The following is a 26511-nucleotide window of genomic DNA, read 5'->3' as shown; positions in this document are numbered from 1 at the left end:
AACGGGAAGGGGCGGCGGGGGCGAAAAACCCCACCCCGCACCAGGGGCACCCCACCCGCCCCCAAGGGGACCGTCAGAGCGCCGCCGCCCCCTGCCCCCGCAACGCCTGGTCGTACTGCTGCAGCACCCACAACTCGTTCTGCACCGCCGCGAACTGCGCCGGATCGGCATGAGACCCGAGCCGGGCCAGCGCAGACTGGATCTCACGGATCCGCCGCTCCACGGCCCGACGCCGAACAGCGACCAACTGCTCCCCGGCATACGTCTCATCGACCGTACGCCGCATGATCGCCTCAACAGCCAGCTCAGTGACCATGGCCCGCACGCTGTCGTCCGGAGCGACCTCCCGCACCCGCATCAGATACTCCTGCGGATCCTGCGTCCCGTACTCCGCACCACCCGCATCCAGCACCGCCTGCCGTACGGCCGCATAGGGCGCCGCGGTGAACTCGTCGACGCCGTACGCGTCAAAGGCCGGGGAGACCAGTTCAGGCCGCTGGAGAGCCAGCTTGAGCAGCTCGCGCTCGGTGGCGTAGACGGGGTTGCGCAGTTGGAGCGCCGGACCGCGCACAGCAGGCCGAGCGGAGGCGGAGGCTGCGCCTTCGTACCGCTGCGACGAAGTCCCCGCACCCCGCCCCGGTGCCGGACGGCCGTCGCCCCGCTCACGGGCCCACCGGGCCAGCTGGGCGACCCGCTTGACGACGAACTGCGTGTCGAGGATGCCGAGCATCCCCGCGAGCTGGACGGCGGCTTCGTGCTGGGCGCCGCTGTTCTTGATGCGGGCGACGACAGGCGCGGCCTCGTCGAGGGCGGCGGCGCGGCCGGCCGGGATGTCGAGGTCGTAGCGCGCGGTGATCTGGCGCAGCGCGAACTCGAAGAGGTGGGTGCGGGGTTCGGTGAGGTCGGCGACCGCCTCGTCGCCCTTGGCGAGGCGCAGCTCGCAGGGGTCCATGCCGTCGGGGGCGATGGCGATGTAGGTCTCGGCGACGAACTTCTGGTCGTCCTCGAAGGCGCGCAGGGCCGCCTTCTGCCCGGCCGCGTCGCCGTCGAAGGTGAAGATGACGCGGGCGCTGCCGTTGTCCATGAGCAGCCGGCGCAGGATCTTGATGTGCTCGCCGCCGAACGCGGTGCCGCAGGTGGCGATGGCGGTGGTCACCCCGGCGAGATGGCAGGCCATGACGTCGGTGTAGCCCTCGACGACGACGGCCCGGCTGGCCTTGGCGATGCTGGCCTTGGCGAGGTCGATGCCGTAGAGGACCTGGGACTTCTTGTAGACGGCGGTCTCGGGGGTGTTGAGGTACTTGGGGCCGTTGTCGGACTCGTAGAGCTTGCGGGCGCCGAAGCCGACGAAGTCGCCTCCGATGTCGCGGATCGGCCACATCAGCCGGCCGCGGAAGCGGTCGATGGGGCCGCGGCGGCCCTCCTGGGCGAGGCCGGACAGCAGGAGTTCCTTGTCGGTGAAGCCCTTGCCGCGCAGATAGCGGGTGAGGTGGTCCCAGCCCTGGGGGCTGTAGCCGACGCCGAAGTGGACGGCGGCGGCCTGGTCGAAGCCGCGCTCGGCGAGGAAGAGGCGGCCGGTCTCGGCCTCGGGGGCGAGGGCGAGCTGTTCCGCGTACCAGTCGGCGGCGATCTTGTGGGCCTCGATCAGGCGGATGCGCTCGCCGCGCTGGTGGGCGGGGTTGTAGCCGCCCTCCTCGTAACGCAGGGTGATGCCGGCCCGGGCGGCGAGGCGCTCGACCGCCTCGGAGAAGGTGAGGTGGTCGACCTTCATCACGAAAGTGAGGGTGTCGCCGCCCTCCTGGCAGCCGAAGCAGTGGAAGAGTCCCTTGCTCGGGCTGACCTGGAAGGACGGCGATTTCTCGTCGTGGAAGGGGCACAGGCCCTTGAGGTTGCCGCCGCCCGCGTTGCGCAGTTGCAGGTACTCGGACACCACGGAGTCGATCGGGACCGCGTCCCGGACCGCCTTCACGTCCTCGTCGTTGATCCGTCCTGCCACGCGTGAATTCTACGGTGGCCCGCCGACAGCTCCGGTGACCTGCGGGGGCCCGGTGACCCGCCGGGCGGGTGACCTGCGTCGCCCTGGTATCCCCGCGGGGCGGGTGACCTGCGCCGGCCTGGTGGCCCCGCGGGGCGGATGACCTGCGGCGCAGACGACCCGTAGCACCTACCGGCAGTCCGTAGTACAGGCGACCCGCGGAACAGGCGCCCCCGGGGCGGGCCGGAGCGCACGGCGGCGCCCGGGGTACCCCCTGCGGGGCCCCGGGCCCCGGGCTCCCTGGGCGGACCGCCCGGCGGGCTACGGCTGCAGCAGGCTGTCCAGCGGCACGTGCGGGTCGGCGAGGGCGTCGGTGTCCACCGGGGCGGCGGAGCGGATCAGCTTCTGGATGGTCTCTGTGACGTCCCACACGTTGACGTTCATCCCGGCCAGCACGCGTCCCTCCTTCACCCAGAACGCGATGAACTCCCGCTTCCCGGCGTCCCCGCGGATCACCACCTGGTCGTACGACCCCGGGGGCGCCCAGCCGCTGTACTCCATCCCCAGGTCGTACTGGTCGGTGAAGAAGTAGGGCACGCGGTCGTAGGTGACGTCCTTGCCGAGCATCGCGCGGGCCGCGACGGGGCCGCCGTTGAGGGCGTTGGCCCAGTGCTCGACGCGCAGCCGGGTGCCGAACAGGGGGTGCGGGAAGGCGGCGACGTCACCGGCGGCGTAGATGTCGGGGTCGGAGGTGCGCAGCCACTCGTCGACGACGATGCCGCCGCCGTGCGCGCGGTCGGCGATCTCCAGACCGGCGGCCTCGGCGAGCCCGGTGCGCGGGGCGGCGCCGATCGCGGCGAGCACGTCGTGCGCGGGGTGCTCCTCGCCGTCGTCGGTGCGGGCGGCGAGGACCACGCCGTCCTGGCCGACGATCTCGGTGAGCCGGGCGCCGAAGTGGAAGCGCACCCCGTGCTCACGGTGCAGGTCGGCGAAGAGGGTGCCGAGCTCGGGGCCGAGGACGCCGTGCAGCGGGGTCGACGAGGGCTCGACGACGGTGACCTCCGCGCCGTACTCCCGGGCCGCCGCCGCGACCTCCAGGCCGATCCAGCCGGCGCCGGCGATCACGAGGTGCCCGTTGTCCCGGCCGAGGGAGGCGAGGACGCTCTTGAGCCGCTCGGCGTGGGCGAGGCGGCGCAGATGGTGGACGCCGACGAGGTCGGTGCCGGGGATGTCGAGGCGGCGCGGCTCGGAACCGGTGGCGATGAGCAGCTTGTCGTAGCGGACGATGGTGCCGTCGCCGAAGCGGACGGTGCGGGCCGAGCGGTCGACGGCGGCGACGGTCTGACCGAGGTGGAGTTCGATGTCGTTGCGCGCGTACCAGGCGAGTTCATGGACGTAGACGCTGTCGCGGGCCTCCTTGCCGAGGAGATAGCCCTTGGACAGCGGCGGCCGCTCGTACGGGTGGTCGCGCTCGTCGCAGATCAGTATCACCCGGCCGCTGAACCCTTCCGCACGGAGCGTCTCGGCCGCCTTGGCTCCGGCCAGACCTCCTCCGACGATGACGAATGTCTGATCAGCGTCGACCACTTGTTGCCTCCTCGTCAGGGTTCCGCCACCTGTGAGCGTCCCGCACGGTGCGTGATGCGGGAAGAGGGAGTGGCCCAATCAGGCCACGGAGGGTTACATTCGGGCTCTTCTTCGTTCGCAGAGGCCCTGTCCGGCCCCGGGGTACGCCCCGTCAGGCCCCTTGCGTGGATCTCGACTTCCGTTGTGTCAGGTGTGTCAGGCGGGCGTGCATCGAACGCGCCGACGCGTCCGTGAGAGACGCTATCTGATCCACGATCACACGTTTGCGCGCGCTGTCGTCGGGCGCCTCGTCGAACAGCGCGCGGAATTGGGGGTCGAGGCCTTCGGGCGCGCCCGCGGTGAGCGCCGCGGCGAGTTCGGCGACCACTATGCGCTGGTCGGCACGCAGCCGTTCCTGTTCGGCGCGCTGCATGACGAAGCGGACGGCGACCGCCTTGAGGACCGCGCACTCCATGCGGGTCGCGCGCGGGACGACGAGTTCGGCCCCGTACCGCGTCAGTCGCCCGCTCCCGTACGCCGCGCGTGTCGCGCCCTCGGCGGCCAGGCAGAAGCGGCCGATGAGCTGGCTGGTGGCGTCCTTGAGACGGGCCTGGGCGACGGCCGAGCCGTCGTAGCCGTGCGGCCACCACTCCTGTTCCTGGAGGCGGTCGAGGGCTGCGGCGAGTTCGGCGGGGTCGGTGCCCGCGGGCACATAGCGCCCGACGGCGACCTCGAAGACCGCCTGCCGCTCCGGCTCGGCGCGCAGGGAGGCCGGGTCGATGTGGCCCGCGTGCAGACCGTCCTCGACGTCGTGCACCGAGTACGCCACGTCGTCCGACCAGTCCATGACCTGCGCCTCGAAGCAGGTGCGGGTGCCGGGGGCCTCCTTGCGGACCCAGTCGAAGACCGGGCGGTCGTCCTCGTACACCCCGAACTTCGCCGAGCGCGGGTCGGTGGGGTGGGCGCCGCGCGGCCAGGGGTACTTGGTGGCGGCGTCGAGGACGGCGCGCGTGAGGTTGAGACCGACGGAGCCCTCGGGGGTGAACCGCTTGGGCTCGATACGGGTCAGCAGCCTGAGCGACTGCGCGTTGCCCTCGAAGCCGCCGCAGTCCTGGGCCAGCTCGTTGAGCGCCTGCTCGCCGTTGTGCCCGAAGGGCGGATGGCCCAGGTCGTGGGAGAGGCAGGCCGCCTCGACCAGGTCAGGGTCGCAGCCCAGGGCGGCGCCCAGCTCACGGCCGACCTGGGCGCACTCCAGGGAATGGGTGAGCCGGGTGCGGGGACTCGTGTCCCAGCCCAGACCGGCGGCGCCGGGGGCCACCACCTGCGTCTTGCCCGCCAGGCGCCGCAAGGCGGCGGAGTGCAGCACACGCGCACGGTCACGCTGGAAGGCGGTGCGACCGGGACGCTTGTCGGGTTCGGGAGCCCACCGCTCGGCGGCCGACGCGTCGTACGCGGAGCCGGAGGGGTCGGCGGGGTGAGCAGGGTCGACGGGGCGGGCAGGGTCGACGGGGCGGTGTGCGGGGGTCTCCGGTGCGGGTTCGTGACGGCCGAGGGCGGGTGTGGTGCCTTCCATGTCTACGACAGTAAGCGTCGGCAGTGACAATCGGGGGCACGGCGGGGGTGGAGTTGCGGCGTCGCCCGGCGTGTCACGGCGATTTCAGGCCGCCCGTTCTCAGGCCGCGACCGGTTTTGCGCCGCCGCAGCTTTCGGAGGCCGCCGCAGGTTTTCGGACCGCCGTTCCCAGAGGGCCCGCTCAGGCCGCTGAGGTGGCAGTGGCGGCCAGTGCCTGGTCGTAGCGGTGCAGGACCAGGCGGGCCATGGCCGAGTGGTCGCCGAGCGGCGCGGCGGCGATCCAGGGGGCGGCCTCGGCGCACTGGGTGGCGAACCGGCCGGGCGCGGTGAAGCAGGAGGCGACGGCGACCCGGCTGCGCCCGCGGGCGGCCAGCTCCCGCAGGGCCTCGGGGACGGTGGGCGAGGCGGCGGAGGCGTAGGCGGGGACGACGGGGACACCGAGGCGGTCGGCGAGCAGCCGTGCGGTACGGCGGGTGCCGGTGGCGGACTCCGGGTCGCGCGACCCGGCCGCGGCGAGCACGACAGCGCTGACCCGGCGCTCGTCATCGGTCATCCGGGTGGGCCAGCCGGCCTCGGTGAGCCGTGCGTGCAGGGTCTCGGCGAGCAGGGGGTGCGGTCCGAGCGGTGCGGCCACGCGCGCGCGTATGCGCGCCTCGGCGGCCATCTCCGGGATGTCGTGCTTGACGTGGTAACCGCGGCTGAACAGCAGCGGAACGAGAACAGCCTCGGCGACCGACGGCGTGTCGAGCGCGGCAAGCGTCTCCGGCAACAGGGGTGCGTTCAGCTCGATGTGCCCGAGGTGCACGGCCGGCCCGGGCCACTGCTCGCGGACCCGCTCCTGGAGGGCACGGACGGTGACCAGCGCGCGGGGGTCGCGGCTGCCGTGCGCCACGAGGACCAGCGGGGGCGGTCCGACCGGTCCGGGACGCCGCCTGCCGTCGAGGGCGGCGAGGCCGCGGGGGGGCTTCGAGGCCGTCATGGAGGGATCCTCGCGAGCAGACATTGCACAGCCGTTGCATGGCAGTGACGGGTATTTTCGGGGAGTTCACGGTGGTGGGGCGGTGGGTGTGAGGTGCGTGCCCCTGCCACGGTGTCACAGGGTTGATACGCACGCCCGCCAACCGGATCGCCATGAGCTGCGTCCTCTTTGACCGAGGGCGACCGATACGACGATACGACGTTACGACGCTACGTCGTTCCCACGGGCCGGGCAGCCGACCGACCGACGGGCCGACGGACCGACCGAGGGGCACCATATGAAGATCCACATCCGCCGCCCGGCATGGTTGCCGAGTTGGCTGCGTCTGCCGCGCACCCGCACCGGGCAGCGGCGGGCGGCGCAGGCCGTGATGGCCGGATGTGTACTGGCGCTGCTCCCGTCGACATGGCTGTACGTCTCGACGGGCGACCGGCTGCGCACCACGGCCGACGTGCCGCGCACCGATGTGGCGGTGGTCTTCGGCGCGGGACTGTGGAAGGGCGAGCCGTCGCCGTACCTCGCCCACCGCTTGGACGCGGCGGCGAAGCTGTACCGCACCGGGCGCGTCAAGGTCCTCCTGGTCACCGGCGACAACAGCCGCAAGGACTACGACGAGCCGGACGCGATGCGCGTGTATCTACGGAAGCACGGCGTGCCGGACGACCGGATCGTGAGCGACTACGCCGGTTTCGACACCTGGGACTCCTGCGTACGCGCGAAGAAGATCTTCGGCGTGAACCGTGCGGTCCTGATCAGCCAGGGCTTCCACATCCGGCGTGCGGTGGCGCTGTGCGAGGCGGCGGGCGTGACGTCGTACGGCGTGGGGGTGGACGCCAAGCACGACGCGACCTGGTACTACGGCGGCACCCGCGAGGTGCTTGCGGCGGGCAAGGCGGCGCTGGACGCGCTGTTCCACCCGGACCCGCAGTTCCTCGGCCCCAAGGAAACGGGAGTGACCAGGGCACTGGCCGACGGCCGCTGACCAGGGGCGCGTGCCCACCTCACCGCGCCCGCCCGGCGGCGGGGAGGTCGGCTTCGCTGCCGCGTAACAAAGCGTCGTCACGCCACGTAACACGCCCGAAGCACGCTGAACGGCATGCAGAACTCCGCGACGCCCACGCACTGCCCGTACTGCGCCCTGCAGTGCGGGATGAATCTGACGCCGACCGCCGACGGGTCGGTCGAGGTGACCGAGCGGGCGGACTTCCCGGTGAACCGGGGCGCGCTGTGCGGCAAGGGCCGTACGGCTCCGGCGGTGCTGTCGTCGCGGGTGCGGCTGACGTCGCCGCTGGTGCGGTCGGGCGGCGGCACCCTGGTCCCGGCTTCGTGGGAGGAAGCGCTGGACCGGATCGCGGCGGCGATGGCCTCGATCCGCTCGGAGTACGGCGCGGACGCACTCGGGGTGTTCGGCGGAGGCGGCCTGACCAATGAAAAGGCGTACACGCTGGGCAAGTTCGCGCGGGTGGCCCTCGGCACCTCGCAGATCGACTACAACGGCCGTTTCTGCATGTCCTCGGCTGCGGCGGCAGGTACGAAGGCGTTCGGCCTGGACCGCGGCCTGCCGTTCCCTCTCTCGGACATCCCGAGGACGGGTTGTGTGATCCTGGTCGGCTCCAACCTCGCGGAGACGATGCCACCGGCGTTGCGCTACCTGTCCGAACTCCAGGCGAACGGCGGCACGTTGATCGTCGTAGACCCGCGCCGTACGAAGACCGCGGAGGGCGCGGACCTCCATCTCGCACCCCGCCCCGGCACCGATCTGGCCCTCGCACTGGGCCTGTTGCACCTGATCGTCGCCGAAGGCCGCACGGACGAGGCCTACATCAGCGAGCGCACCACGGGTTGGGAGGAGGCGCGGGCGGCGGCGATGGCGCACTGGCCGGAGTACGTGGAGCGCATCACCGGCGTGCCGGTCCCACAACTCCGCGAGACGGTACGGCTGTTCTGCGAACCGACGTCCGCGATGGTCCTCACGGCACGCGGACCGGAGCAGCAGTCCAAGGGCACGGACACCGTGGGGGCGTGGATCAACCTGTGCCTGGCCACGGGCCGGGCGGGCCGTCCGCTGTCCGGGTACGGCTGTCTGACCGGGCAGGGCAACGGACAGGGCGGACGCGAACACGGTCAGAAGGCCGACCAGTTGCCGGGCTACCGCAAGCTGACGGACCCGGAGGCGAGGCGTCACGTGGCGGAGGTATGGGGCGTAGACCCGGACTCCCTCCCCGGCCCGGGCCGCAGCGCCTACGAACTCCTCGACGCCCTCGGCACGGACATCCGCGCACTGCTGCTGATGGGCTCCAACCCGGTGGTGTCGGCGCCCCGCGCGGCCCATGTGGAGTCCCGTCTCCGCTCGTTGGACTTCCTGGCGGTGGCGGACGTGGTGCTGTCGGAGACGGCGGAGCTGGCGGACGTGGTCCTGCCGGTCACGCAGTGGGCGGAGGAGACGGGCACGACGACCAACCTGGAGGGCAGGGTACTGCTGCGCCGCCGCGCGATCAGCCCGCCCGAGGGCGTACGCAGCGACCTGGAGGTACTGCACGGCTTGGCGGAACGGCTGGGCGGCGACGAGAACTTGGAGAAGAAGTTCCCGACGGACCCGGAGGAGGTCTTCGAGGAGCTGCGGAGGGCGAGCGCGGGCGGCCCGGCAGACTACTCGGGGATCACATACCGGCAACTGGCGGCGGGAGAGGGCGTGTTCTGGCCTTGCCCGGCACCGGAGGCGGAAGCGGGCTGTGACGGGGCTGCGGGCACCCCCCGCCTGTTCCTGGACCGTTTCGCGACCCCGGACGGCCGGGCCCGCTTCACCGCCGTCTCACACCGCCCGCTGGCGGAGGAGCCGGACGCCGAGTACCCACTGCTGCTGACGACGGGGAGGGTGGTGGCCCAGTACCAGTCCGGCGCGCAGACTCGCCGCGTGCCCGAACTGAACGCGGCGGCGCCGGGCCCGTTCGTGGAGCTGCACCCGAGGCTTGCGGCGCGGCTGGGGGTGGAGGAGGCCGACCCGGTGGCGGTGGTGTCGCGACGCGGCAGGGCAGTAGCCCCCGCCCGCATCACCCCGGGCATCCGCCCGGACACGGTGTTCATGCCGTTCCATTGGCCGGGCGAGGGCCGAGCGAACACGCTGACCAACCCGGCGCTGGACCCGACATCGAGGATGCCGGAGTTCAAGGCGTGCGCGGTGCGGGTGGAGGTGGTGGAGCGGTAGCAGTTCGGCGGAGGTTGCTGCGGCTCAGGCCCGTCCCGAACCACGCGTGATGGGATCTGGTGCCGAGCGCCTCGGCGAGGGTCACAATGGGGCCAGTGGGGCCCGTGGCCGCGCCTGGGAGGGAACGATGGACCGGGAAGTCGTTCATACAGAGCTGCGGCACACCAGCGCAACCTTTCACCGACTGCTGGACTCGGCGAGCGCCGACGACTTGCGCCGTCGGAGCAACGGAACCCGTTGGACCAACGAGCAGCTGCTGTACCACATGGTGTTCGGCTATGTCGTCGTCCTGGCGCTGCTTCCCCTGGTGCGCTTGTTCGGTCGTCTTCCGCCGGGGGCGAGCCGCGCTTGGGCACGGCTGCTGGATGCCTCGACGCGTCTGTTCGACGTGATCAACTACTGGGGTGCCGTGGCGGGCGCCCGGGTCTACAACCACCGCCGCATGGGTGCGAAGTTCGATCGCACCCTTGCGGCCCTGTCCCGCCGCCTGGACGCGGAGCCGGACACGAGGCTGGCGCGCACGATGCACTTCCCGGTGCGGTGGGATCCGTTCTTCAAGGAGGCGATGACCCTTGAGGACGTCTACCGGTATCCCACCCGGCACTTCGACTTCCACCGCGCCCAGCTGACCCTGGGCGCGGTGTCCTGACCGTGCCGAGGACTGCTCCGCGGGGTCAGCTCCGGCAGCCGCATCCGGAGGCTGTCTTGGCCTCGGTGACGGTGAGCGCGGGATCGGCGGAGGATTCCGCCGGGGTGCAGCAGTCACTGACCCCGCAGCATGCCTCGCCCGATGCGGCCTGGGCGGCAGAGTCCTTGGCGTCGGCAGGCTTGGTGTCTGCCGGCTTGGTGTCTGCCGGCTTGGTGGCGCGGACGATGGCGGAGTGCATACCGTCGGCGACCGTGTGGGTCGGGGTGATCTCGACATCGGTGAACCCGGCGGCTTCCAGGCCCTGACGGTATTCGGTGAAGGTGAGGGCTCCGGCGATGCAGCCGACCCATTCACCGCGCTCGGCCCGCTGCTCGGGGGTGAGGGTGTCGTCCGCGACGACGTCGGAGACGCCGATGCGGCCGCCGGGGGCGAGGACGCGGAAGGTCTCGGCGAACACGGCGGGCTTGTCGGTGGACAGGTTGATCACGCAGTTGGAGATGACGACGTCGATGGTGTTCGCGGGCAGGGGGATGGCCTCGATGGTGCCCTTGAGGAACTCCACGTTGGTGGCGCCCGCCTTACCGGCGTTGGCCAGTGCGAGGGCGAGCATCTCGTCGGTCATGTCCAGGCCGTAGGCCTTGCCGGTGGGGCCGACGCGGCGGGCGGACAGCAGGACGTCGATGCCACCGCCGGAGCCGAGGTCCAGCACGCGTTCGCCCTCGCGCAGTTCGGCGACGGCGGTGGGGTTGCCGCAGCCCAGGGACGCGGCGACGGCCTCGGCGGGCAGGGCGTCGCGCTCGTCCGCCGCGTACAGGCCGGAGCCGAAGTTCTCGTCCACCTCGATCACCTGCGGCCCGCAGCAGCCGGCGCCGCCCTCGGTGACCGCGGTCGCGGCGGCCGCGTAGCGTTCGCGGACGGTTTCGCGCAGGTCGGCGGAGGTCTCGCTCATCGTCATGCCCCTTCGTCCGGCCGGGCGGGAGCTGCCCCCCCATAGCCCAGCTGTATCGACGTTTGTAGATGCAATACTGCGTCTAGATTCGAGAAACGTCAATATTGAAGTCTATGGATATCATGCGGCGCCCCGACCTTCCGGCCTGCTTCGACATCTGTCAACATAGAGGCATGTCGAACGCGAAGATGCTGCCGGTGGTGGAGGCGGACGTGGCCGTGCCGTGCTGCCCGCCGGTGACCGAACGTCCGCTGAGTGCGGAGGAGTCCGAGCGGGTCGCGGCGATGTTCAAGGCGCTGGGTGATCCGGTGCGGTTGCGGCTGTTCTCGCGGATCGCCTCGTCCCCGGACGGGGAGGCGTGCGTGTGTGACATCTCCGAGGTCGGGGTGTCCCAGCCGACCGTGTCGTACCACCTGAAGAAGCTCAAGGATGTGGGCCTGCTGACCTCCGAGCGGCGCGCCACCTGGGTGTACTACCGCGTCGCACCATCGGTGCTGGCCGCCATGAGCGGGATGCTCGGCGCCGCCGCGACCGGCTGACGCGGCCGTAACAGGCCGCAGCCCTGCTGCGGGAACAGGGCTGCTGCGGGGACGGCGATGGGGGTTCGGTCAGCCGACGGCCGTGGTGAGCAGCTCGCGGATCTGGGCGGTGGTCGGTACGCGGCCGGAGACAAGGACCTTGTCGTCGACGACCAGGCCGGGGGTGCGCATGATGCCGTAGCCGGCGATGGCCGCGTAGTCGGTGACCTTCTCGACGGTGGCGTCCAGGCCGAGTTCCTGGACGGCTTCACGGGTGTGGTGTTCCAGGGTCTGGCAGTTGGCGCAGCCCGGGCCGAGCACTTTGATGATCACGGTCGTGGGTCCTTCGGTCAGGTGAGGATGAGGTTGAACAGGTAGCCGACGGCGGTGATGCCGGTGGCGACGACGGCGATGAAGGTCGCCAGGAGCTGCGGCTTGAGGACCCGGCGCAGCAGGATCATCTCGGGAAGGGACAGGGCGACGACGCTCATCATGAAGGCGAGCAGAGTGCCCATGGGCAGGCCCTTTTCGTGGAGGGCCTGGACCAGGGGCATGATGCCGGCGGCGTTGGAGTACAGGGGGACGCCGATGGCGACGGCGACCACGACGCCGAAGACGTTGCCAGGTCCGGCGTAGCGGGTGAAGAAGTCCTCAGGGGCCCAGCCGTGGATGAGGGCGCCGACGCCGATACCGGCCAGGAGGTAGGGCCAGATCTTGCGCAGGATGCTGCCGACCTCTTCGACGCCCATCTGAACGCGCTGGCTGACGGTGAGTCCGGCGGTGGAGTCGATGACCTGGCCGCCGAGGCGTGTCTCGAAGACGAACGGTTCGACCCATCGCTGGACGCCGAGGCGGCCCAGGGTCCAGCCTGCGCCGATGGCCACGAGGAGTCCGGCGCCGATGTAGAGGGCTGCGATGCCCCAGCCGAACAGGGAGACCAGCAGCCCGATGGCGATCTCGTTGACCAGGGGGCTGGCAATGAGGAAGCTCAGGGTCACCCCGATGGGGACCCCTGCGGCGACGAACCCGATGAACGCGGGCACCGCGCTGCACGAACAGAACGGGGTGACGACGCCCAGCCCGGCGGCCATGACGTTGCCGACGCCCTCGCGACGGCCGCCGAGCAGGGCGCGGGTGCGTTCGATGCTCATGTAGGAGCGCAGCACGGTGACGACGAAGATGATCCCGGCCAGCAGCAGGGTGATCTTGACGGTGTCGTAGCAGAAGAAGTGGACCGTTTCCGTCAGCCGGTCGGAAGGGTCCAGGCCGACCGCGTCGTACAGGAGCCGGTCCCACACCCAGCCGTTGGCCTGGTAGGCGGCCACCCACACGAGCGCGGCACCGGCCAGCACCAGGCGCCGCCGGGTGGGCGAGGCGGGCAGGTGCTCGGCGATGCTCACAGCTCCACCTTTCCGGGTGCGGGCAGCCCCGGAAGGGCGGCGTGCAGGCGGGCGAGCGCGTCCCCGGCAAGGGCGTAGTCGATCCAGCGGCCCCGACGGCTGGAGACGACCAGTCCGGCCTCCCGCAGCACCTTCAAGTGGTAACTGAGCAGGTTCGCCGGGATCGGAAGCTGCTCCTGCAACCGGCAAACGCAGGCCTGACCGTGCGTCAACTGCTGTAGCAGCGACCACCGCACGGGATCGGCCACGGCCTGGAGCAGGGCCACCGACCTGTCCACACCCGTGGTCCCGGCAGCGGTCGGCACGTCGCCGGGCAACGTCACTTCGGTCATCGTCGGTTCAATTCTGGTTGATATGGACGACAGGGGACCGGACGCTCCCGGCGCTTCCCGCAGCGGGAGTGGCAGAGTCCTGTTCGGCTCGGTCGATTCAAGAGACGTTGAACTGTTCGTCTCCATGCTGTGTCTGCGGAGCGGGCGAGGTCAGGGGACCTACGTCCCTTCACGAGGGTCGGGCGGCCCTCACGCCACCTCACGTCTCCAGCACCGCCGCACCCCGGGCGAAGCTCTTGCGCCAGGCGAGCGAGACGTACACCAGTGCCACCAGGACCGGGACTTCGATGAGCGGGCCGACGACCCCGGACAGGGCCTGCCCGGAGGTGACACCGAAGGTGGCGATGGCGACGGCGATGGCCAGCTCGAAGTTGTTGCCCGCCGCGGTGAAGGCGAGGGTGGCGGTGCGGTCGTAGGGCAGGCCGATGGCCTTGCCCAGCGCGAAGGTGCCGAACCACATCACGCCGAAGTAGCCGAGCAGCGGGAGCGCGATCCGTGCTACGTCCAGCGGCTGGGAGGTGATCGTCTTTCCCTGGAGGGCGAAGAGGATGACGATCGTGAACAGCAGCCCGTACAGCGCCCACGGCCCGATCCTGGGCAGGAACCTGGCCTCGTAGCCGGTACGCCCGAGCTTCTTCTCGCCCAGGCGGCGGGTGAGAAATCCGGCGGCGAGCGGGATGCCGAGGAAGATGACCACGTTGAGGGCGATCTTCACCATGGAGATGTTCAGGTGGCTGCCGTCGCCCAGGCCGAGCCAGCCGGGCAGCAGGTCCAGGTAGAGCCAGCCGAGCAGGCCGAAGGCGAGGACCTGGAAGACGCTGTTGAGGGCGACCAGGACGGCGGCGGCCTCGCGGTCGCCGCAGGCGAGGTCGTTCCAGATGATGACCATGGCGATGCAGCGGGCCAGACCGACGATGATCAGGCCGGTGCGGTACCCGGGCAGGTCCGGCAGGAAGATCCACGCCAGGCCGAACATGACAGCGGGTCCGACGAGCCAGTTGATGACCAGGGAGGAGACCATCAGCCTGCGGTCACCGGTGACGGAGTCGAGCCGGTCGTAGCGGACCTTGGCCAGCACCGGATACATCATGATGAGCAGGCCGATGGCGATCGGCAAGGAGATCCCGCCGATCTCCACCGCGGCGAGGGCGTCGTTCAGGCCGGGGACGAGCCGTCCGAGCCCGAGGCCGACAGCCATCGCGGTGAGGATCCACACCGCCAGGTAGCGGTCGAGGGTGGACAGCCGTGCGGCGACCGGCAAGTCCCCGGTCGCCGCACGGGTCATGGCGGGCTCGGTGGAGGTCACGGGCAGGCCCTCTTCGTCTCGGCGCCGGCGCGGGCGGTGGCGGCGAGCTCGGCGAACTGGCCCGCCAGGGTCTCCAGGACTTCGGGCCTGAGCCGGTAGTAGGTGAACCGGCCGCAGGGCTCGGTGTCCACCACACCTGCGTCCCTCAGCACCTTCAGATGGTTGGACAGGTTGGTCTGGCGGGCGCCGGTCTCCTCCACCAGGTGCGTGGTGCACAGCGTCTCGCGGGCCAGCAGGGTCACGATCTGCAACCTGAGCGGATCGGACAGCACCCGCAACAGGTCAGTGTCGACTGACATCAGCATGGACTGATACTGTCACATCAGCTGAGGCTGATACCAGCCGGGACTGATACAAGCCGCGGCCGATCTGCAGGCCCGTCAGAAGGGTCTTCCCATGCCAACCTCCCCCTCACCGCCTCCCGTTCTGCCTGACGCCAGACCGGCCGCGGGCGCGGCCCGGCTGGTTGCGGACCCCTTCGGCGCCCCGATCAGAGTCGTGCGCAGCATCTGCGACGACATCAACACGCGGATCACCGACCCGCCGGCCTCGCCGCCCAACTGACCCACCCACACCCCGAAGAAAGAGCACGCCCTATGTCTGCCGCCCCGCTCGCCTCGGTGCTGTTCGTCTGCGTCCACAACGCCGGCCGCTCCCAGATGGCCGCCGGATTCCTCACCCACCTCGCGGGCGACCGGATCGAGGTCCGCTCCGCAGGCTCCCTCCCCGCCGACCAGGTCAACCCGGCCGCCGTGGAGGCCATGGCCGAGGTCGGCATCGACATCACCGACCAGAAGCCGAAGGTCCTCACCACCGAGGCGGTCCAGGCATCCGACTACGTCATCACCATGGGCTGCGGCGACGCCTGCCCGATCTTCCCCGGCAAGACGTATCTCGACTGGCAGCTGGACGACCCGGCCGGCCAGGGCGTCGAGGCGGTACGCCCGATCCGGGACGAGATCAGGAAGCTGGCGGAGGGCCTGATCGAGGAGATCGCTGCGGAGAAGACCGCGTGAGCGGCCATTCGTGCGCGACGACACCGACGCGCGCCTGACCGGTTTGCCAGCCGCACTTACGGCCGGATGAAACACAACCCCACGCGCTCCGCTCTGGCCGCCAGCGGGCGGCGACCGTCCGGACCTGCTCGCAGGGGGCGCACGCCATGGATGAGTGAGGCCTACTGGATCTTTCGGGGCGGGCCAGCCGGCCGGCGGGGCTCGTATCGGGGCAGAAGTCACACGACAACGGGGCTGCGCCGTTCCACGAGGACGACGTCGCGCCAATGGCCGTGATGGCGGCCGATGCGCTCCCGGGTCCCGATGACGCGGAAGCCGACTTGCCGGTGCAGGACGAGGCTGGCGGTGTTCTCAGGGAAGATGCCGGATTGGATGGTCCAGATCCCGGCCGCCTCGGTGGAGTCGATGAGCGCCTTGAGCAGCGCGGAGGCCACTCCACGGCCCCTGGCGGCGGGGGCGACGTACACGGAGTGCTCCACGACACCGGCGTACGCGCAGCGGTCGGAGACCTCGGTGGCGGCGACCCAGCCGAGCACCGCCCCGTGCTGGTCGACGGCGACGAAGCGGTGCTCGGGCAGCTTCGCAGCATCGAACGCCTGCCAGGTCGGCGCTGTCGTCTCGAAGGTGGCGTTGCCTTCGTCGACGCCCGCCTGATAGATGGCCAGAACCTCGTCGGCGTGCGCGGCAGTCAGAGGCACGATGGTCACGCTCGGTGGTGTGGTTTGTCTGGACACGGTGACCCATCCCTCTAGTTCGATGAATGTCTATGTTGACGCATATCAAATCAGGTGCCATGCTGGGCGCGCAAGACACATAGACGGAAATCGAAACAAGGAGCGAATCATGGCAGCCGGCTTGATCCGTAAGGTCCGCGCCCGCTCTGCTGCCAAACACCTGGCCGGTGTCCAGTTCTGCGACAGCTGTGCGCAGGTGTGCGATGCCGCTTGCCGGGCCGACGCCTGGCACCGCAGCGTGCAGCTCGCGCTCACCGTCTACACCCGCGCCCACTGAGCTTGCACACTTCCGCCGCGGTCGTGTCCCGCCTCACGACCCGCCTCGCGGTGTGAGCGAGCTTGCTCAACTTGGCCTGGCAAGCGGCGCGCCGACCGCCCTACGGGGACACGGCTGCCGCATCGCGCCCGGCCGACGACCTGTCGCCGACACCACGGGCGACCCCCCAGCCGTGGCTATGCGGCGTGACATCGTCATCACCACCGGGCTACGGGGGCGCCTGCCCGGTTCTGCCCGGTCTTCCCCGGCAAGAATTACCTCGACTGGCAGTTGGAGGACCCGGCGGGCCAGGGCATCGAGGCAGTACGACCGATCCGCGACGCCATCGAACAGCGGGTGCGCGGCCTGCCCACCGAACTCGGTATCCCGGCCTCCGTCTGACCGCCGCGGCAGGGCACGGTCCCGTATCGACGGGCAGGCACACGGCATTGACGGCCGCCCCGGTCACTCGATGCGGCCGGGGCGGGCGTTGCTCAGGACGGCCCGGGAACGAGCCGGACGACGGTCACGGTCAGCACCGACCCGGAGACGTAGTACAAGACGATGGCGCCCAGCACAGCGGCCTCGCGCCGGTCGCGTTCGCCGCGAACGGCCGTGGAACCGTGTCCGTACGGGTCCCGCCCGACGGTCCGCGCCATGGCCTGCCGGAACGCCCCGGCGTCGGGCATCTTGGCGAGGGTGTCGTCGGCGGGCGGGGCGTAGGTGATGCGGTAACTCAAGCCGCGCCCCGCCTCTCGGCCTCGTCTGCGGCGAGCCGCTGCAGCAGGGCCTCGGCCGCCGGGTCCGGCACGGCCTCCAGCATCCAGTGCCGCATCACGGCGTGGATGTCGTGCACACCGGCCTCGTTGATGGCGTGGTCGAAGTCCTCGCGCCGCTCCTCGGGAAGGGCGGCGCGGATGTCGGGGATGCTGTTCGGGACATCCACCTCGGCGCCGTCGACGAAGGTTCTCAACGGTTCGGCCATGATCGTCCTCCTGGGCGACGCTGCGGTACTGGCGACACGGTATGCGGCCGGGGCCCTGCCGGGCACGACATCGAGCTCGCACCACACGGACTTGCCGACGGCGAGCTGACTGACCCCCCACCGGTCCGCGACCTCGCCGACGATGAGCAGGCCACGCCCGAACATGTCGTCCTGGGACGGGACACGCGGACTCGGCAGGGACTCCCCCTTCGGGTCGGAGACGGCAATCCGAACGGCGCTTTCGCCAAGGGTGAGTTCCACGCGAAAGAGGCGGTCCCGAAGCACTCCGTGCAGCACGGCGTTACCTCCGAGCTCGGAGACGAGAAGGGCCGCGTCGGCGGCAAGTTCAGGGTGCCCCCATTCGGTGAGAAGCCGGTGGGTACGGCGGCGGGCGAGGGTGACGCTCTTGGGGAGCGGGGTGTAGTCGAGGCGGTCGTACCGGAGAGGGGGTTGGGGGGCGACCATGTCGCTCACCTCCACGGGCATGAGGGCGCACGGAATCAACCAGCTGCGCTCTGCGAGCAGTTCGTCACCGAAGGTAGCTTCACGGCCAGCTCCACTCAACCTCTTCCCGGTAGATATCCACCGATCGTGTTTGCCAGCCCTGCCTCAGACCCAGCACACTGGCCGCGCACGCCACCGAAGGAGCGACCAGGTGACAGCGAGTCAGGCACGTCAGGGCAACAGCACATCCAGCGTCCTCGGACGCAGGCTCGGCGCCGAACTCCTCAAACTCCGCACCACAGCAGGCCTCACCCAGCCCCAGGCCGCGAAAGTACTCACCGCGTCCACGGCGAAGGTCGCGAAGATGGAGGGCGGCTGGGTTCCCGTCCGCGACCCGGACATCCGGGCCCTGTGCGAGCTGTACGGAGTTCACGACCCCGGTGCCGTCGGCGCCCTCCTGGAGTTGGCCAGAGTCGACCGCGAGCGCCGCAAGGCCAAGGGCTGGTGGAACGACCATCCGATCCACGGCGTCATGCAGGAATACGTCAGCCTGGAAAGCGTGGCGACGACGATCAAAGCCTGGCAGCCCGCATTCATCCCCGGACTGCTCCAAACGCCCGCATACGCAACGGCCTTGCGAGAGTGCCTCACCACTCCCGAGGTCAAGGGTCCAGAGCGTGACGATGAGTTCGTCGCCGCTCGACTCGCTCGCCAGCAACGCCTGTCCCAGGACTCGCCGCTGACACTGCAGATGGTGGTCTACGAAGCGGTTCTCCACAATCTCCCTGGCAGCGCCACAACGGCCCATGGACAACTTGACCATCTCTTGCAGATGACCGAGCTTTCGAACATCTCGATCCGGATCTTCCCCTTCGGCGGAATCCCCCATCCGGGATTGAATGGCCCGTTCAACATTCTGTCGTTCGCCGAACCGGGAGCCATGGACATCGTCTACGCGGAGACGCCCTTCACCCAACGATGGGAAGAAGGCGGTGACAGGGCGTTGGCCTACGGCGGACTGTTCGAAACGATCAGCGAACACTCCTTGGACACGAACGCCTCGGCATCACTCCTCCGCAAATTGAGAAGGGAACGGTGAACCGTGCCGTACTTCCAGTACCGTAAGTCCAGTTACAGCGATCAGGTGGCCGAGTGCATCGAGATAGCCACCAACGTCCCCACCACGGTCGCGATACGTGACTCCAAGAACCCCACAGGCCCACGCATCCGAATAACCCCTGAGGCCTGGTCAAACTTCCTGGAAGCCCTGCTTCTCACACCTCCAAGCCACTACTGAGATCACCGCCGCCCGCCATGGCGGGATGGAGTCACGACACGTCAATGGTGCGGTATAACTGGTCACGTTTACGGCTGCACCGCCCTGCACGCCGAATCTCATCCCGTTACCAGGCGTTGTTAGGCGTTGAAATCGTGTCGCGACACCCCACCAGAACCTTCTTCAATACTCCGCGTACTACCTTCGGATTTTCCGGTGTCCTTGCATGCCTGGGCATTTCGGCAGCACTTGGCACCGTTGGGGATTCCAATTCGTCGACACACCCAGACTATGTTCTGAGCGTGTGCTCGGCACTGTTGGCGTGGGCATTCTGGGTGGATGCCGTGCGGCCACATGTCCGCATCTCCGCGTCTAAAGTCGTGCTCGTAGACGCATTTACGGTAACGCGCATCCCGATGCCACTTGTACAACGCTTCGTCTACGATCAAGGCGTAAGCATTGAACTGCGAGAGGGGCAGCGCATCGATTTCGACGCGCTCACTTCGTATCCGTTCTACGGAATCCCTGGGCATCCGTACCTGAAGTCGAGATGCCGGGCAATGAACGCATGGATCGAGTCATCCCGTACGGAGTTTCCTCCGGAGTCGGGATCGAAAATAGAGAGGACTCGGGCATGGAGGCTGACGGATCTTCTCCTCTTTGCCGCCTGGGGGTCCTTCTGGTGTGGATTGGGGCTGCTTCTCGGGTTGAAGTGATGCACGTCGGCGAGCCAACATGATGCACGCTCAGCGGACGTAGACCTGACCAGAGATGCCGCACCCGGTAGGGCGCCGCACCAACGACAGACCCCCACTGCGACCTCGACAGCAAGGTGTCCGATTCTTACGGTGCGTGGGTTGCGGCATCTGGCGTCGTGCGTGGCCGGGCCGGTCAGGCATCGAGGAGTGCGCGGACGTCCTTGACTACGGCGGTGATGTCGAGCGGTTGACTGGTGTCGACGGTCAGCAGGGGTCCGCCCAGTCGCAGTGGGCCTGGGTAGGTGGCGCGGATCGTACCGACGCGTTCGGCGACTTGCTCGGCGGTGAGTTGCGGGTCAAGGTGGCCGGGGTGGCAGACCCGTTTCTGGAAGCGCTCGGCGGCGAGTGCCGGGTCGCAGTCGCAGAAGATCTCGATCAGGCGGGAATTGAGCCGGCGTAGGCGTTGGGGTGCGGTGTCGCGGTTGCCACCAGTTGTCGAGCACGGCTTGTTTGGCCTGGGCTGCGATGGTGAAGAGGAGGTCGTCGCCGGCGCGGCTGAGCCGGTGGCGCCATGTGTGGTCGCCGACGCCGAGGGAGTCGAAGAGGGCTTCCATGATTGCGTCCTTGTCGATGCGAGGCCATCCCAGTTGATCGGCGAGACGGCGGGACAGGGTGCTCTTTCCGCTGGTGGGGAGGCCGGAGACGATCACGAAGACGTTGTCGGTCACGACGTCAGTGTGGAGTGATGTCGTGTCTGGTCGGGTTGGAGCTGCGGGGATGCCGGGCTCCGCTGGACGTGAACAGCGTCACGGCATTGGATTTCGTGGGCTGCGGCGCAGTGTCCTTCGAGGGTGAGGGCGCAATAGGTGCGCCAGCGGCCGGGGCCGCGGCCAGACGGCTTGCCCATGTGCCGGACGTCCTTGACTCCGTTTTGCGCTGAGGCGCCCTCCGTTTCACCCCTCGGGGCGGTTTTGACCGTATTAAGTCACGTCTGTCTCACTGTGGCCGCGATGGTCGTCCCATGAATGAGATGCAAGTACCGCGCGGTGGGGCTCCGGCGGAAGGTCGGGCCTACGAGGTGACCCGGTTGCCGTGTGAGAGAGGAAGACCGCAGCCGACCGGCCGTAGCCCGCGTCCCCCACTCCGGGACAGACATGCAATGCGCTTCCGGATCTACCGAACGCGGCGCCCGCTCCCCCTCTTGGCCCTGTGCGCCCTCGCGGCCCTGCTCGCCCTGACCACCGTCCCCGCCCAGCGCGCCAGCGCCGTCAACGGAAGTACCTCGCAGTGCGCGCTGCAGGGCCAGGGAAACACGGTCAACGAGGGCCAGAACACCGACTACACCCAGTTCCTGAATCCCCTCGGCACCAAGAACATCGGCGTGGTCTACGTGGACTTCCCCGACGTGGCCGGCGCCGGCGATGTCGCGGACTACTACAACCTCCTGTCCCCGGCCGCCGACTGGGTGTGGAACGCCTCGTACGGCAAGACCTGGCTGAACATGCGACCGGTGGTGAACCGGTGGGTCCGGATGCCGTCCGCCTCCAACGCCTACGGCACCTCCAGCCCCACCTACCAGCAGCACTCCCGGTACGTGACCGACGCGCTCCGGGCCGCGGCCGACGGCGGCGGCGACCTGGCCGGGTACGACATGTTCTACATCGTCTCCACCGCCCACTCCCAGGTCAGCGGCTCCCACGCATGGTTCTGGACCCCCACCCGACCGATCGTCATCAAGGGCACGACGATTCGTTGGGCGGTGACGTTCGGCACCGACATGTGGCACTGGGGTCACAAGGTGGCCGCCCACGAGACCGCGCACGCCTTCGGAGCACCCGACCTGTACGCCTTCAGCGGCGATCAGCACCGGTACGTCGGCGGCTGGGATGTCATGGGCTATGTGGCCGGAGCCGCCCCGCAGTACTTCGGCTGGCTCTCCTGGAAGTTCGGCTGGACCGGTGACGACCAGGTCGTGTGCGTGTGGCAGAACAAGACCCAGAACACCGCCACTTTGAACGGGGTGGAGTACACCGGCGGCGCCAAGCTGCTGGTGGTCAAAACCGGCACCACCACCGCCTACGTCGCCGAGGCCCGCAGGAAGGCCTACAACGACTCCGGTGCCTGCTCCTCCGGCGTTGTCATCTACAAAGTCGACACCTCCGTGACGAACGGCCAGGGACCGATCCGCGTGGTGTCCAACCCCAACGCCGCCACGCCGTCGGCAGGCTGCGGCACGCTGGACATGGCCACCTGGCAGCCGGGCCAGACCTTCTACGACCGGGCCACCAACGTCCAGTTCACCGTTCGGTCCGCCGACGCCTACAACAGCACGGTGAACGCCATCAAGTGGTAGCCACGGCGGCTGACGGCTCTTCCTCTCCCTCAGCATCCCCTGACGTGGGGTGAGCCCCGGTCTCGCGGTGCGTCTGCACCAGGAGACCGGGGCCATTGGGGGTGACTCGGATACGCGGGCTAGGGAATGGGCCGCCACTTCTGGAGGCTGTTGCCCAGGCAGTCGTAGACGCGAAGGCGGGCGCCCAGCACGGCGTTCTCCAGTGGGTCCAGGCACTTTCCGGTTCCCGCGTTGAAGTACGCCTGGCTGACCGGCATATACAAGCAGACTCGACATGCATGTCCCGCATCGCCTTCAACCGGGTGAGTTACGCAACCCGGGACCAGGCGCTCAACCACGGCACCCAGCGTGACCAGGCCATCTTCCCGCCCTCCCGAATAGCGGTTCTTGGAAGGAGTGATCTCCTGGGCATATCGGGACACTCGCTAGACTTCGGCAGGACTTCGGCAGCGAACGCCGACGACGTCTGGCCGTTGCGCGCCCTCGTGGGGGAGGAAATCGCATGCAGGACCCTTCGGACTCGACGACGACCGCATCGACGGTCCTGGTGGAGGTGCTCCCAGGGGTTGCTGTCGTCTGCGGTGAGGTCCCGGCGGAACTCGAGCCCGATCTGATCGACTTCGGGCTCGTCTCGGCCGCCGACCGCCAGCAGATCTCCACAGCCCTCGCCACGATAGGGAACACAGCAACCGTGGCCGGCAACCTCGGAAACACACTCGCTAGTGTGCAGGGGCTCTACAGGCTCAGCGACGCGACACAGGCGCTGCTGAAGGCCGGCGGAACGCTCGCCGTCAAGGACGGCGCGAACCTCGGAGCAGTGTTCGCGGGCGGCAAGATAGCCGGTCAGGCCCGCCTCATCCCCTTGACCGCGGTGAGCGCGGCGCAGACCGCGGCCGCGATCGGGCCCGCGCTGGCCATGGTCGGCCTCCAGATGCAGCTGAGTGAGGTCACGCGCCTTGCCAGGACCAACATCGCACTGACAAGCCAGGTACTCACCACCATCCGCAACGAGCAGTGGGCCGAACTGACGGGCCTCGTCGCCACCGTCGATCGCGCAGTCGACCACGCGCGAGAGGTCGGATCGGTACCGACCACCTTGTGGCACAAGGTCGCGGACAAGGAGGCGGACCTGGGTAAGCAGCTCGAGCTGTACCGGCTGAACGTCCGCGACCACATCGGGCAGATCCATGAGCTCGACCCGCGCGGCCGCCGTGAGTATCTCCAGACGAACGCCGCGGCGATCTTCTTCGACGCCAACGCCCTCCTGTCCTCCCTCAAGGCATGGACCGGATATCAGGCGCTCCACGCCGCACGGGCCAGGGCCGCCGGCCCCGACGACGCCGCCGAGGCGCGGCTCGTCGACATCATCGCGCGCGACACTCGCGAAGAGCTCGACTCCGCTCTCGCCGAGACGACAAGCCTCGTCGACTCGCTGACGCGGGTGCTGCGAACCATCGCCTTGCTCCCCGGACGCGAGACACTGTCACAGTCATTGACGGCGAAGCGGAAGGATGCAAAGGCGGCCCGCGAGATCTCCGCCCGTCTTCTGGAGGCGATCGAGCCTCTCGCCGATGCTCTCCGTCCGCCGGCCCCTCCGCTCGAGGCTCCGGACGTCGTCTGCGCACCCGAGTCGCTGCCTCTCGCGCCGTACCTTCGCATCCTGCGATGGTTCCTCGAGGACGGTGAGGCCCTACGTGCCCTCGGCTTCCCCGACCAGCTCGATGCCCTCGGTCCCCTTTCCACGATCGTCGGCGGAGCGAAGGAGAAGTTGACGGCGGCGATGGACAAGGCCGCTGCCAAGACACTGGTCGCCGTGACGGATCGCCGCATCATTACGGCCAAGTCGAACGCATTCCTTGAGCAGGGCGAGATCCGTCAAGCCATCCCGATCGACCAAGTGCGCTACGTCCGAGCAGCGACCGCAGCACAGGACAGAAGCGGACGCCTGGCGATCGACCTCATCACGCGCGACGAGAACTTCCGGTGGCTGCTCCGTGCTGACATCGACAACACTCAAGTGGACGCGCTCGCCGCCGTGCTCGCCGAGTCGATGGCGATCCCGGACAGTGAACGCGATGCGCTTCAACGGCGGCGCTACGTCCCCATCGAGGCGGGCACGAAGGGCGAGAGCACCGGCACGAGGTCTACGGAACCGACTGGCTCCGCCGAGGCCACGACCTGAGATGCCGAGTAGGCCTCACCAAGCTGTCTGACAAGGAGCCGTATGCGGTCAGCGGCGGGCCTTGGACTCCCGAGCGGGGCTGTCGTGGCGTGATGTCCGGGCCGCCGGGGCGGTTTCCGGGAGGCGGGCCACGACGGGGAGGGCCGCCAGGGCGACGGCGGTGACGAGGGCGCCCGGGATCAGTGTCCAGCCGGTGGCGTCGACCAGGGCCTGGGAGGCGTACGGGGTCAGGCCGCCGAAGAGTGCGGTGGCGGCCGTCGCTCCGAGAGCGAGGCCGCTCAGGCGCTGGGCGACGGGGAACTGTTCGGCGACCGCGGAGGCGGCAACCGCGCTGAAGCCGCCCGCGACGCAGGCCAGGACGACTGCTCCGACCAGTGCCGCGGCGAGGCTGCGCCGGAGCATGAGGCCGAACATGGCCAGGGGCAACACCACGGCCAGGGTGCCGAAGAGCATGAGTGCGGGGCGGCGGCCGATGCGGTCGGACAGGGCTCCTGCGAACGGTGTGACGACGATGACGGCGAGCGCGGCCACCGTGGACAGCCTCAGCGCGTCGGCCTCGCCGAAGCCGCTGACGGCGCCGAGGTAGGTGGGGACGTACGTAATGCCGACGTAGTAGGTCACCGAGGCGAGTGCCGAGATCGCGAAGGTGCGGTACAGGGCGGGCCGTTGGGTGCGCAGGGTGGTCAGGAGCGGGCTTCGCTCCCGGTCCTCGGCCGCTTCCCGCTGGTGCCGGGTGAAGGCGGGGGACTCGTGCATGGTCGAACGGGCGATCAGGACGCCCGCGGCGAGCAGGGATCCGAACAGGAAGGGGATGCGCCAGCCCCATGCGTCCAGGTCGGGCCCGGAGACGAAGGTGACGGTGAGAGCCGCGACCCCGGCGGCGAGCAGGGCGCCGATCTCGCTGGCGGCGGAGGCCAGGGACGCGACCAGGCCGCGGCGGCGGGGCTCGGCTCCTTCGACCAGGTAGGCGGTGACGCCGGTGTACTCGCCGCCCACGGCGAAGCCCATGACGCAGCGCATCAGCAACAGCAGGGCCCCGGCCGCGGCGCCGGTCTGTCCTTGGGTGGGCAGCAGGGCGGTGACCAGCATCGCGGCGGTCATCACGCTCATCGACACCAGCAGCACCCGGCGCCGACCCAGCCGGTCCCCGACGTGCCCGAAGGCCATCGCGCCGAGCGGACGCATGAGGTAGGCGACGGCGAAGACCGCCAGGGTCACCAGGAGCGAGGAGGAGCCGTAGCCGAAGAACACCCGGGACAACACGGTGGTCATGTACAGGTACAGCGTGAAGTCGTACCACTCGACCACGGTCGACAGAGCCGCCACCACGATGGAGGACCGGGGCAGGACGGCCGGCGGCGATGCGGGCGCGGGCGGAGACGGGGACGGGGACGATGCGAGAGAGTCCATGACCTGCCTTGGGGGGACGGCGAACGCGCTGGGCCGGGTGGCTGCGCAGTGGGCGGCGGTACGACGACCGTAACATCGAATCGATGTAAACCTCGTTTCGATGTGCACCTCGTTTCGATGTGCCATGCTGGAGTGCATGCTCGAACTCGCGATACTTGGCTTCCTCGCGGAAGGCCCCCTGCCCGGACACGAGTTGCGCCACCGCATCGCGCGGCTGACCGACTACAGCCGTCCGGTCAGCGACGGCACGCTCTACCCGGCGCTGAACCGGCTGACGAAGGCCGGACTGATCGAGCGGCACCCCGCCCCCGAAGCGGGCGGCAGCCGGTATGTGCTGAACCTGACCGCCGCGGGCCGCGAGGACATGTACCGGCGCCTGCGTGAGCCGGCCGAGCACGAGATCACCGACTTCTCCCGGTGGTTCACCATCCTCGCCTTCCTCTCCCTGCTGCCCGGCACCGCCGAGCAGCACGCGGTGCTGCGCCGCCGCCTCGACTTCATCGAGACGCCTGCCAGCTTCTTCTACGACGGTGACGAGCCACTGCGCGCCGAGCAGGTCACCGACCCCTACCGCCGCGGCATGCTCCTCACCGCCCGCGCCACCAACCGCGCTGAACGCGCCTGGCTCCACGAGGCGTTGGGTGACGACGGCGCTGAGGGCGCGGATGTGATGCAGAAGCCCCAGACCCGTGATCCGGAGGACTGA

At 69.4% G+C, this 26511-nt stretch carries 27 protein-coding genes and 3 pseudogenes; 13 read left to right on the top strand and 17 right to left on the bottom strand.

Annotated features, from left to right (window positions below; genetic code table 11):
• Nucleotides 1-73 precede the first annotated feature (73 nt).
• The 4 genes from dnaG to ACSYGN_RS27630 form a co-directional block, all read right to left on the bottom strand.
• Nucleotides 74-1996, bottom strand: a complete 1923-nt coding sequence (gene dnaG / locus ACSYGN_RS27645; protein WP_460400201.1) for a DNA primase — start codon at nucleotides 1994-1996, stop codon at nucleotides 74-76.
• 300 nt (nucleotides 1997-2296) lie between these two features.
• Nucleotides 2297-3562, bottom strand: a complete 1266-nt coding sequence (locus ACSYGN_RS27640; RefSeq protein ID WP_460400199.1) for an NAD(P)/FAD-dependent oxidoreductase — start codon at nucleotides 3560-3562, stop codon at nucleotides 2297-2299.
• A gap of 151 nt (nucleotides 3563-3713) precedes the next feature.
• Nucleotides 3714-5114, bottom strand: coding sequence for a deoxyguanosinetriphosphate triphosphohydrolase (locus ACSYGN_RS27635; protein WP_460400197.1), 1401 nt, complete (start codon nucleotides 5112-5114; stop codon nucleotides 3714-3716).
• 180 nt (nucleotides 5115-5294) lie between these two features.
• Entirely contained in the window at nucleotides 5295-6092 is a 798-nt protein-coding gene (locus ACSYGN_RS27630) for a sirohydrochlorin chelatase (RefSeq protein WP_460400195.1), read from the bottom strand.
• A 277-nt stretch (nucleotides 6093-6369) separates the two neighbouring features.
• On the opposite strand from ACSYGN_RS27630, the gene ACSYGN_RS27625 reads away from it, so the two are divergent.
• The 3 genes from ACSYGN_RS27625 to ACSYGN_RS27615 all read left to right on the top strand — a co-directional run bounded on the left by ACSYGN_RS27625 (nucleotide 6370) and on the right by ACSYGN_RS27615 (nucleotide 9946).
• Nucleotides 6370-7074: a SanA/YdcF family protein gene (locus ACSYGN_RS27625; protein ID WP_460400193.1), complete on the top strand. Its 705-nt coding sequence runs from the start codon at nucleotides 6370-6372 to the stop codon at nucleotides 7072-7074.
• A 114-nt stretch (nucleotides 7075-7188) separates the two neighbouring features.
• Nucleotides 7189-9297 carry a molybdopterin oxidoreductase family protein gene (locus tag ACSYGN_RS27620; RefSeq protein ID WP_460400191.1) on the top strand — a complete coding sequence of 703 codons (2109 nt, stop codon included), beginning with the start codon at nucleotides 7189-7191 and terminating at the stop codon, nucleotides 9295-9297.
• Between the two features lie 127 nt (nucleotides 9298-9424).
• Nucleotides 9425-9946 carry a DinB family protein gene (locus ACSYGN_RS27615; RefSeq protein ID WP_460400189.1) on the top strand — a complete coding sequence of 174 codons (522 nt, stop codon included), beginning with the start codon at nucleotides 9425-9427 and terminating at the stop codon, nucleotides 9944-9946.
• A 204-nt stretch (nucleotides 9947-10150) separates the two neighbouring features.
• On the opposite strand, the pseudogene arsM reads toward ACSYGN_RS27615, so the two are convergent.
• Nucleotides 10151-10895, bottom strand: a pseudogene (gene arsM / locus ACSYGN_RS27610) (arsenite methyltransferase); the annotation flags it as partial.
• A 173-nt stretch (nucleotides 10896-11068) separates the two neighbouring features.
• On the opposite strand from arsM, the gene ACSYGN_RS27605 reads away from it, so the two are divergent.
• Nucleotides 11069-11434 carry an ArsR/SmtB family transcription factor gene (locus ACSYGN_RS27605; RefSeq protein ID WP_460400187.1) on the top strand — a complete coding sequence of 122 codons (366 nt, stop codon included), beginning with the start codon at nucleotides 11069-11071 and terminating at the stop codon, nucleotides 11432-11434.
• Between the two features lie 69 nt (nucleotides 11435-11503).
• On the opposite strand, the gene ACSYGN_RS27600 is transcribed toward ACSYGN_RS27605, so the two are convergent.
• The 5 genes from ACSYGN_RS27600 to ACSYGN_RS27580 all read right to left on the bottom strand — a co-directional run bounded on the left by ACSYGN_RS27600 (nucleotide 11504) and on the right by ACSYGN_RS27580 (nucleotide 14756).
• A complete protein-coding gene (locus ACSYGN_RS27600) occupies nucleotides 11504-11746 on the bottom strand; it encodes a thioredoxin family protein (protein ID WP_460400185.1) in 243 nt (80 codons plus the stop codon).
• A 17-nt stretch (nucleotides 11747-11763) separates the two neighbouring features.
• The gene (locus tag ACSYGN_RS27595) at nucleotides 11764-12813 is read right to left on the bottom strand and encodes a permease (protein ID WP_460400183.1); all 1050 of its coding nucleotides are present in this window, start codon (nucleotides 12811-12813) and stop codon (nucleotides 11764-11766) included.
• Nucleotides 12810-13145, bottom strand: a complete 336-nt coding sequence (locus ACSYGN_RS27590) for an ArsR/SmtB family transcription factor (protein ID WP_460400181.1) — start codon at nucleotides 13143-13145, stop codon at nucleotides 12810-12812. The genes ACSYGN_RS27595 and ACSYGN_RS27590 overlap by 4 nt, the downstream gene beginning before the upstream one ends.
• A gap of 199 nt (nucleotides 13146-13344) precedes the next feature.
• A complete protein-coding gene (gene arsB / locus ACSYGN_RS27585; RefSeq protein ID WP_460403789.1) occupies nucleotides 13345-14430 on the bottom strand; it encodes an ACR3 family arsenite efflux transporter in 1086 nt (361 codons plus the stop codon).
• A 17-nt stretch (nucleotides 14431-14447) separates the two neighbouring features.
• Nucleotides 14448-14756: an ArsR/SmtB family transcription factor gene (locus ACSYGN_RS27580; RefSeq protein ID WP_460400179.1), complete on the bottom strand. Its 309-nt coding sequence runs from the start codon at nucleotides 14754-14756 to the stop codon at nucleotides 14448-14450.
• 91 nt (nucleotides 14757-14847) lie between these two features.
• On the opposite strand from ACSYGN_RS27580, the gene ACSYGN_RS27575 reads away from it, so the two are divergent.
• Together ACSYGN_RS27575 and ACSYGN_RS27570 are read left to right on the top strand one after the other, a co-directional pair.
• Nucleotides 14848-15015, top strand: coding sequence for a hypothetical protein (locus ACSYGN_RS27575; protein WP_460400177.1), 168 nt, complete (start codon nucleotides 14848-14850; stop codon nucleotides 15013-15015).
• A gap of 32 nt (nucleotides 15016-15047) precedes the next feature.
• Nucleotides 15048-15467, top strand: coding sequence for an arsenate reductase ArsC (locus tag ACSYGN_RS27570; protein WP_460400175.1), 420 nt, complete (start codon nucleotides 15048-15050; stop codon nucleotides 15465-15467).
• A 218-nt stretch (nucleotides 15468-15685) separates the two neighbouring features.
• Here the strand turns inward: ACSYGN_RS27570 and ACSYGN_RS27565 are convergent, their stop codons facing one another.
• On the bottom strand, nucleotides 15686-16174 hold the full coding sequence (locus ACSYGN_RS27565) for a GNAT family N-acetyltransferase (RefSeq protein WP_460400173.1): 489 nt from the start codon (nucleotides 16172-16174) through the stop codon (nucleotides 15686-15688).
• A 136-nt stretch (nucleotides 16175-16310) separates the two neighbouring features.
• Between ACSYGN_RS27565 and ACSYGN_RS27560 the strand changes: the two genes are divergently transcribed.
• Nucleotides 16311-16478 carry a hypothetical protein gene (locus ACSYGN_RS27560; protein ID WP_460400171.1) on the top strand — a complete coding sequence of 56 codons (168 nt, stop codon included), beginning with the start codon at nucleotides 16311-16313 and terminating at the stop codon, nucleotides 16476-16478.
• Between the two features lie 52 nt (nucleotides 16479-16530).
• Nucleotides 16531-16859: pseudogene (locus ACSYGN_RS27555) on the top strand (low molecular weight phosphatase family protein).
• Between the two features lie 92 nt (nucleotides 16860-16951).
• Here the strand turns inward: ACSYGN_RS27555 and ACSYGN_RS27550 are convergent.
• The 3 genes and pseudogenes from ACSYGN_RS27550 to ACSYGN_RS27540 form a co-directional block, all read right to left on the bottom strand.
• Nucleotides 16952-17197 (bottom strand): hypothetical protein, encoded by a 246-nt coding sequence (locus ACSYGN_RS27550; protein ID WP_460400169.1) that lies wholly within the window; start codon nucleotides 17195-17197, stop codon nucleotides 16952-16954.
• On the bottom strand, nucleotides 17194-17442 hold the full coding sequence (locus ACSYGN_RS27545) for a hypothetical protein (protein ID WP_460403787.1): 249 nt from the start codon (nucleotides 17440-17442) through the stop codon (nucleotides 17194-17196). Before ACSYGN_RS27545 ends, ACSYGN_RS27550 begins: the two co-directional genes overlap by 4 nt.
• A gap of 102 nt (nucleotides 17443-17544) precedes the next feature.
• Nucleotides 17545-17907 (bottom strand): annotated as a pseudogene (locus ACSYGN_RS27540) (ATP-binding protein); the annotation flags it as partial.
• A gap of 190 nt (nucleotides 17908-18097) precedes the next feature.
• On the opposite strand from ACSYGN_RS27540, the gene ACSYGN_RS27535 reads away from it, so the two are divergent.
• Together ACSYGN_RS27535 and ACSYGN_RS27530 are read left to right on the top strand one after the other, a co-directional pair.
• A complete protein-coding gene (locus tag ACSYGN_RS27535) occupies nucleotides 18098-18985 on the top strand; it encodes a helix-turn-helix domain-containing protein (protein WP_460400167.1) in 888 nt (295 codons plus the stop codon).
• Nucleotides 18986-18988: 3 nt separating this feature from the next.
• On the top strand, nucleotides 18989-19183 hold the full coding sequence (locus ACSYGN_RS27530) for a DUF397 domain-containing protein (protein ID WP_460400165.1): 195 nt from the start codon (nucleotides 18989-18991) through the stop codon (nucleotides 19181-19183).
• Between the two features lie 1033 nt (nucleotides 19184-20216).
• On the opposite strand, the gene ACSYGN_RS27525 is transcribed toward ACSYGN_RS27530, so the two are convergent.
• Entirely contained in the window at nucleotides 20217-20588 is a 372-nt protein-coding gene (locus tag ACSYGN_RS27525) for an AAA family ATPase (protein WP_460400163.1), read from the bottom strand.
• A 473-nt stretch (nucleotides 20589-21061) separates the two neighbouring features.
• Here ACSYGN_RS27525 and ACSYGN_RS27520 point away from each other — a divergent pair, with 473 nt between their 5' ends.
• The gene (locus tag ACSYGN_RS27520; protein WP_460400161.1) at nucleotides 21062-22213 is read left to right on the top strand and encodes a metallopeptidase domain-containing protein; all 1152 of its coding nucleotides are present in this window, start codon (nucleotides 21062-21064) and stop codon (nucleotides 22211-22213) included.
• A gap of 119 nt (nucleotides 22214-22332) precedes the next feature.
• Here the strand turns inward: ACSYGN_RS27520 and ACSYGN_RS27515 are convergent, their stop codons facing one another.
• Nucleotides 22333-22470 carry an RICIN domain-containing protein gene (locus ACSYGN_RS27515; RefSeq protein ID WP_460400159.1) on the bottom strand — a complete coding sequence of 46 codons (138 nt, stop codon included), beginning with the start codon at nucleotides 22468-22470 and terminating at the stop codon, nucleotides 22333-22335.
• Nucleotides 22471-22904: 434 nt separating this feature from the next.
• Here ACSYGN_RS27515 and ACSYGN_RS27510 point away from each other — a divergent pair, with 434 nt between their 5' ends.
• Nucleotides 22905-24395, top strand: a complete 1491-nt coding sequence (locus ACSYGN_RS27510) for a hypothetical protein (RefSeq protein ID WP_460400157.1) — start codon at nucleotides 22905-22907, stop codon at nucleotides 24393-24395.
• 48 nt (nucleotides 24396-24443) lie between these two features.
• On the opposite strand, the gene ACSYGN_RS27505 is transcribed toward ACSYGN_RS27510, so the two are convergent.
• Nucleotides 24444-25805 (bottom strand): MFS transporter, encoded by a 1362-nt coding sequence (locus tag ACSYGN_RS27505; RefSeq protein WP_460400155.1) that lies wholly within the window; start codon nucleotides 25803-25805, stop codon nucleotides 24444-24446.
• Nucleotides 25806-25941: 136 nt separating this feature from the next.
• Here ACSYGN_RS27505 and ACSYGN_RS27500 point away from each other — a divergent pair, with 136 nt between their 5' ends.
• Nucleotides 25942-26511 (top strand): PadR family transcriptional regulator, encoded by a 570-nt coding sequence (locus ACSYGN_RS27500; RefSeq protein WP_460400152.1) that lies wholly within the window; start codon nucleotides 25942-25944, stop codon nucleotides 26509-26511.

This window comes from Streptomyces sp. YIM S03343 (assembly GCF_054729195.1).
Note: the sequence above shows the minus strand (reverse complement) of the source record. Positions and strands in the feature narration are given on the sequence as shown.

What these genes read in the sequence shown, in the direction of transcription:
- ACSYGN_RS27635 (WP_460400197.1), bottom strand. Translation starts at nt 5,114, where the DNA reads ATGGAAGGCACCACACCCGCCCTCGGCCGTCACGAACCCGCACCGGAG.
- ACSYGN_RS27630 (WP_460400195.1), bottom strand. Translation starts at nt 6,092, where the DNA reads ATGACGGCCTCGAAGCCCCCCCGCGGCCTCGCCGCCCTCGACGGCAGG.
- ACSYGN_RS27625 (WP_460400193.1), top strand. Translation starts at nt 6,370, where the DNA reads ATGAAGATCCACATCCGCCGCCCGGCATGGTTGCCGAGTTGGCTGCGT.
- ACSYGN_RS27620 (WP_460400191.1), top strand. Translation starts at nt 7,189, where the DNA reads ATGCAGAACTCCGCGACGCCCACGCACTGCCCGTACTGCGCCCTGCAG.
- ACSYGN_RS27615 (WP_460400189.1), top strand. Translation starts at nt 9,425, where the DNA reads ATGGACCGGGAAGTCGTTCATACAGAGCTGCGGCACACCAGCGCAACC.
- ACSYGN_RS27605 (WP_460400187.1), top strand. Translation starts at nt 11,069, where the DNA reads ATGTCGAACGCGAAGATGCTGCCGGTGGTGGAGGCGGACGTGGCCGTG.
- ACSYGN_RS27590 (WP_460400181.1), bottom strand. Translation starts at nt 13,145, where the DNA reads ATGACCGAAGTGACGTTGCCCGGCGACGTGCCGACCGCTGCCGGGACC.
- arsB (WP_460403789.1), bottom strand. Translation starts at nt 14,430, where the DNA reads ATGACCCGTGCGGCGACCGGGGACTTGCCGGTCGCCGCACGGCTGTCC.
- ACSYGN_RS27580 (WP_460400179.1), bottom strand. Translation starts at nt 14,756, where the DNA reads ATGCTGATGTCAGTCGACACTGACCTGTTGCGGGTGCTGTCCGATCCG.
- ACSYGN_RS27575 (WP_460400177.1), top strand. Translation starts at nt 14,848, where the DNA reads ATGCCAACCTCCCCCTCACCGCCTCCCGTTCTGCCTGACGCCAGACCG.
- ACSYGN_RS27570 (WP_460400175.1), top strand. Translation starts at nt 15,048, where the DNA reads ATGTCTGCCGCCCCGCTCGCCTCGGTGCTGTTCGTCTGCGTCCACAAC.
- ACSYGN_RS27560 (WP_460400171.1), top strand. Translation starts at nt 16,311, where the DNA reads ATGGCAGCCGGCTTGATCCGTAAGGTCCGCGCCCGCTCTGCTGCCAAA.
- ACSYGN_RS27545 (WP_460403787.1), bottom strand. Translation starts at nt 17,442, where the DNA reads ATGGCCGAACCGTTGAGAACCTTCGTCGACGGCGCCGAGGTGGATGTC.
- ACSYGN_RS27515 (WP_460400159.1), bottom strand. Translation starts at nt 22,470, where the DNA reads ATGCCGGTCAGCCAGGCGTACTTCAACGCGGGAACCGGAAAGTGCCTG.
- ACSYGN_RS27505 (WP_460400155.1), bottom strand. Translation starts at nt 25,805, where the DNA reads ATGGACTCTCTCGCATCGTCCCCGTCCCCGTCTCCGCCCGCGCCCGCA.
- ACSYGN_RS27500 (WP_460400152.1), top strand. Translation starts at nt 25,942, where the DNA reads ATGCTCGAACTCGCGATACTTGGCTTCCTCGCGGAAGGCCCCCTGCCC.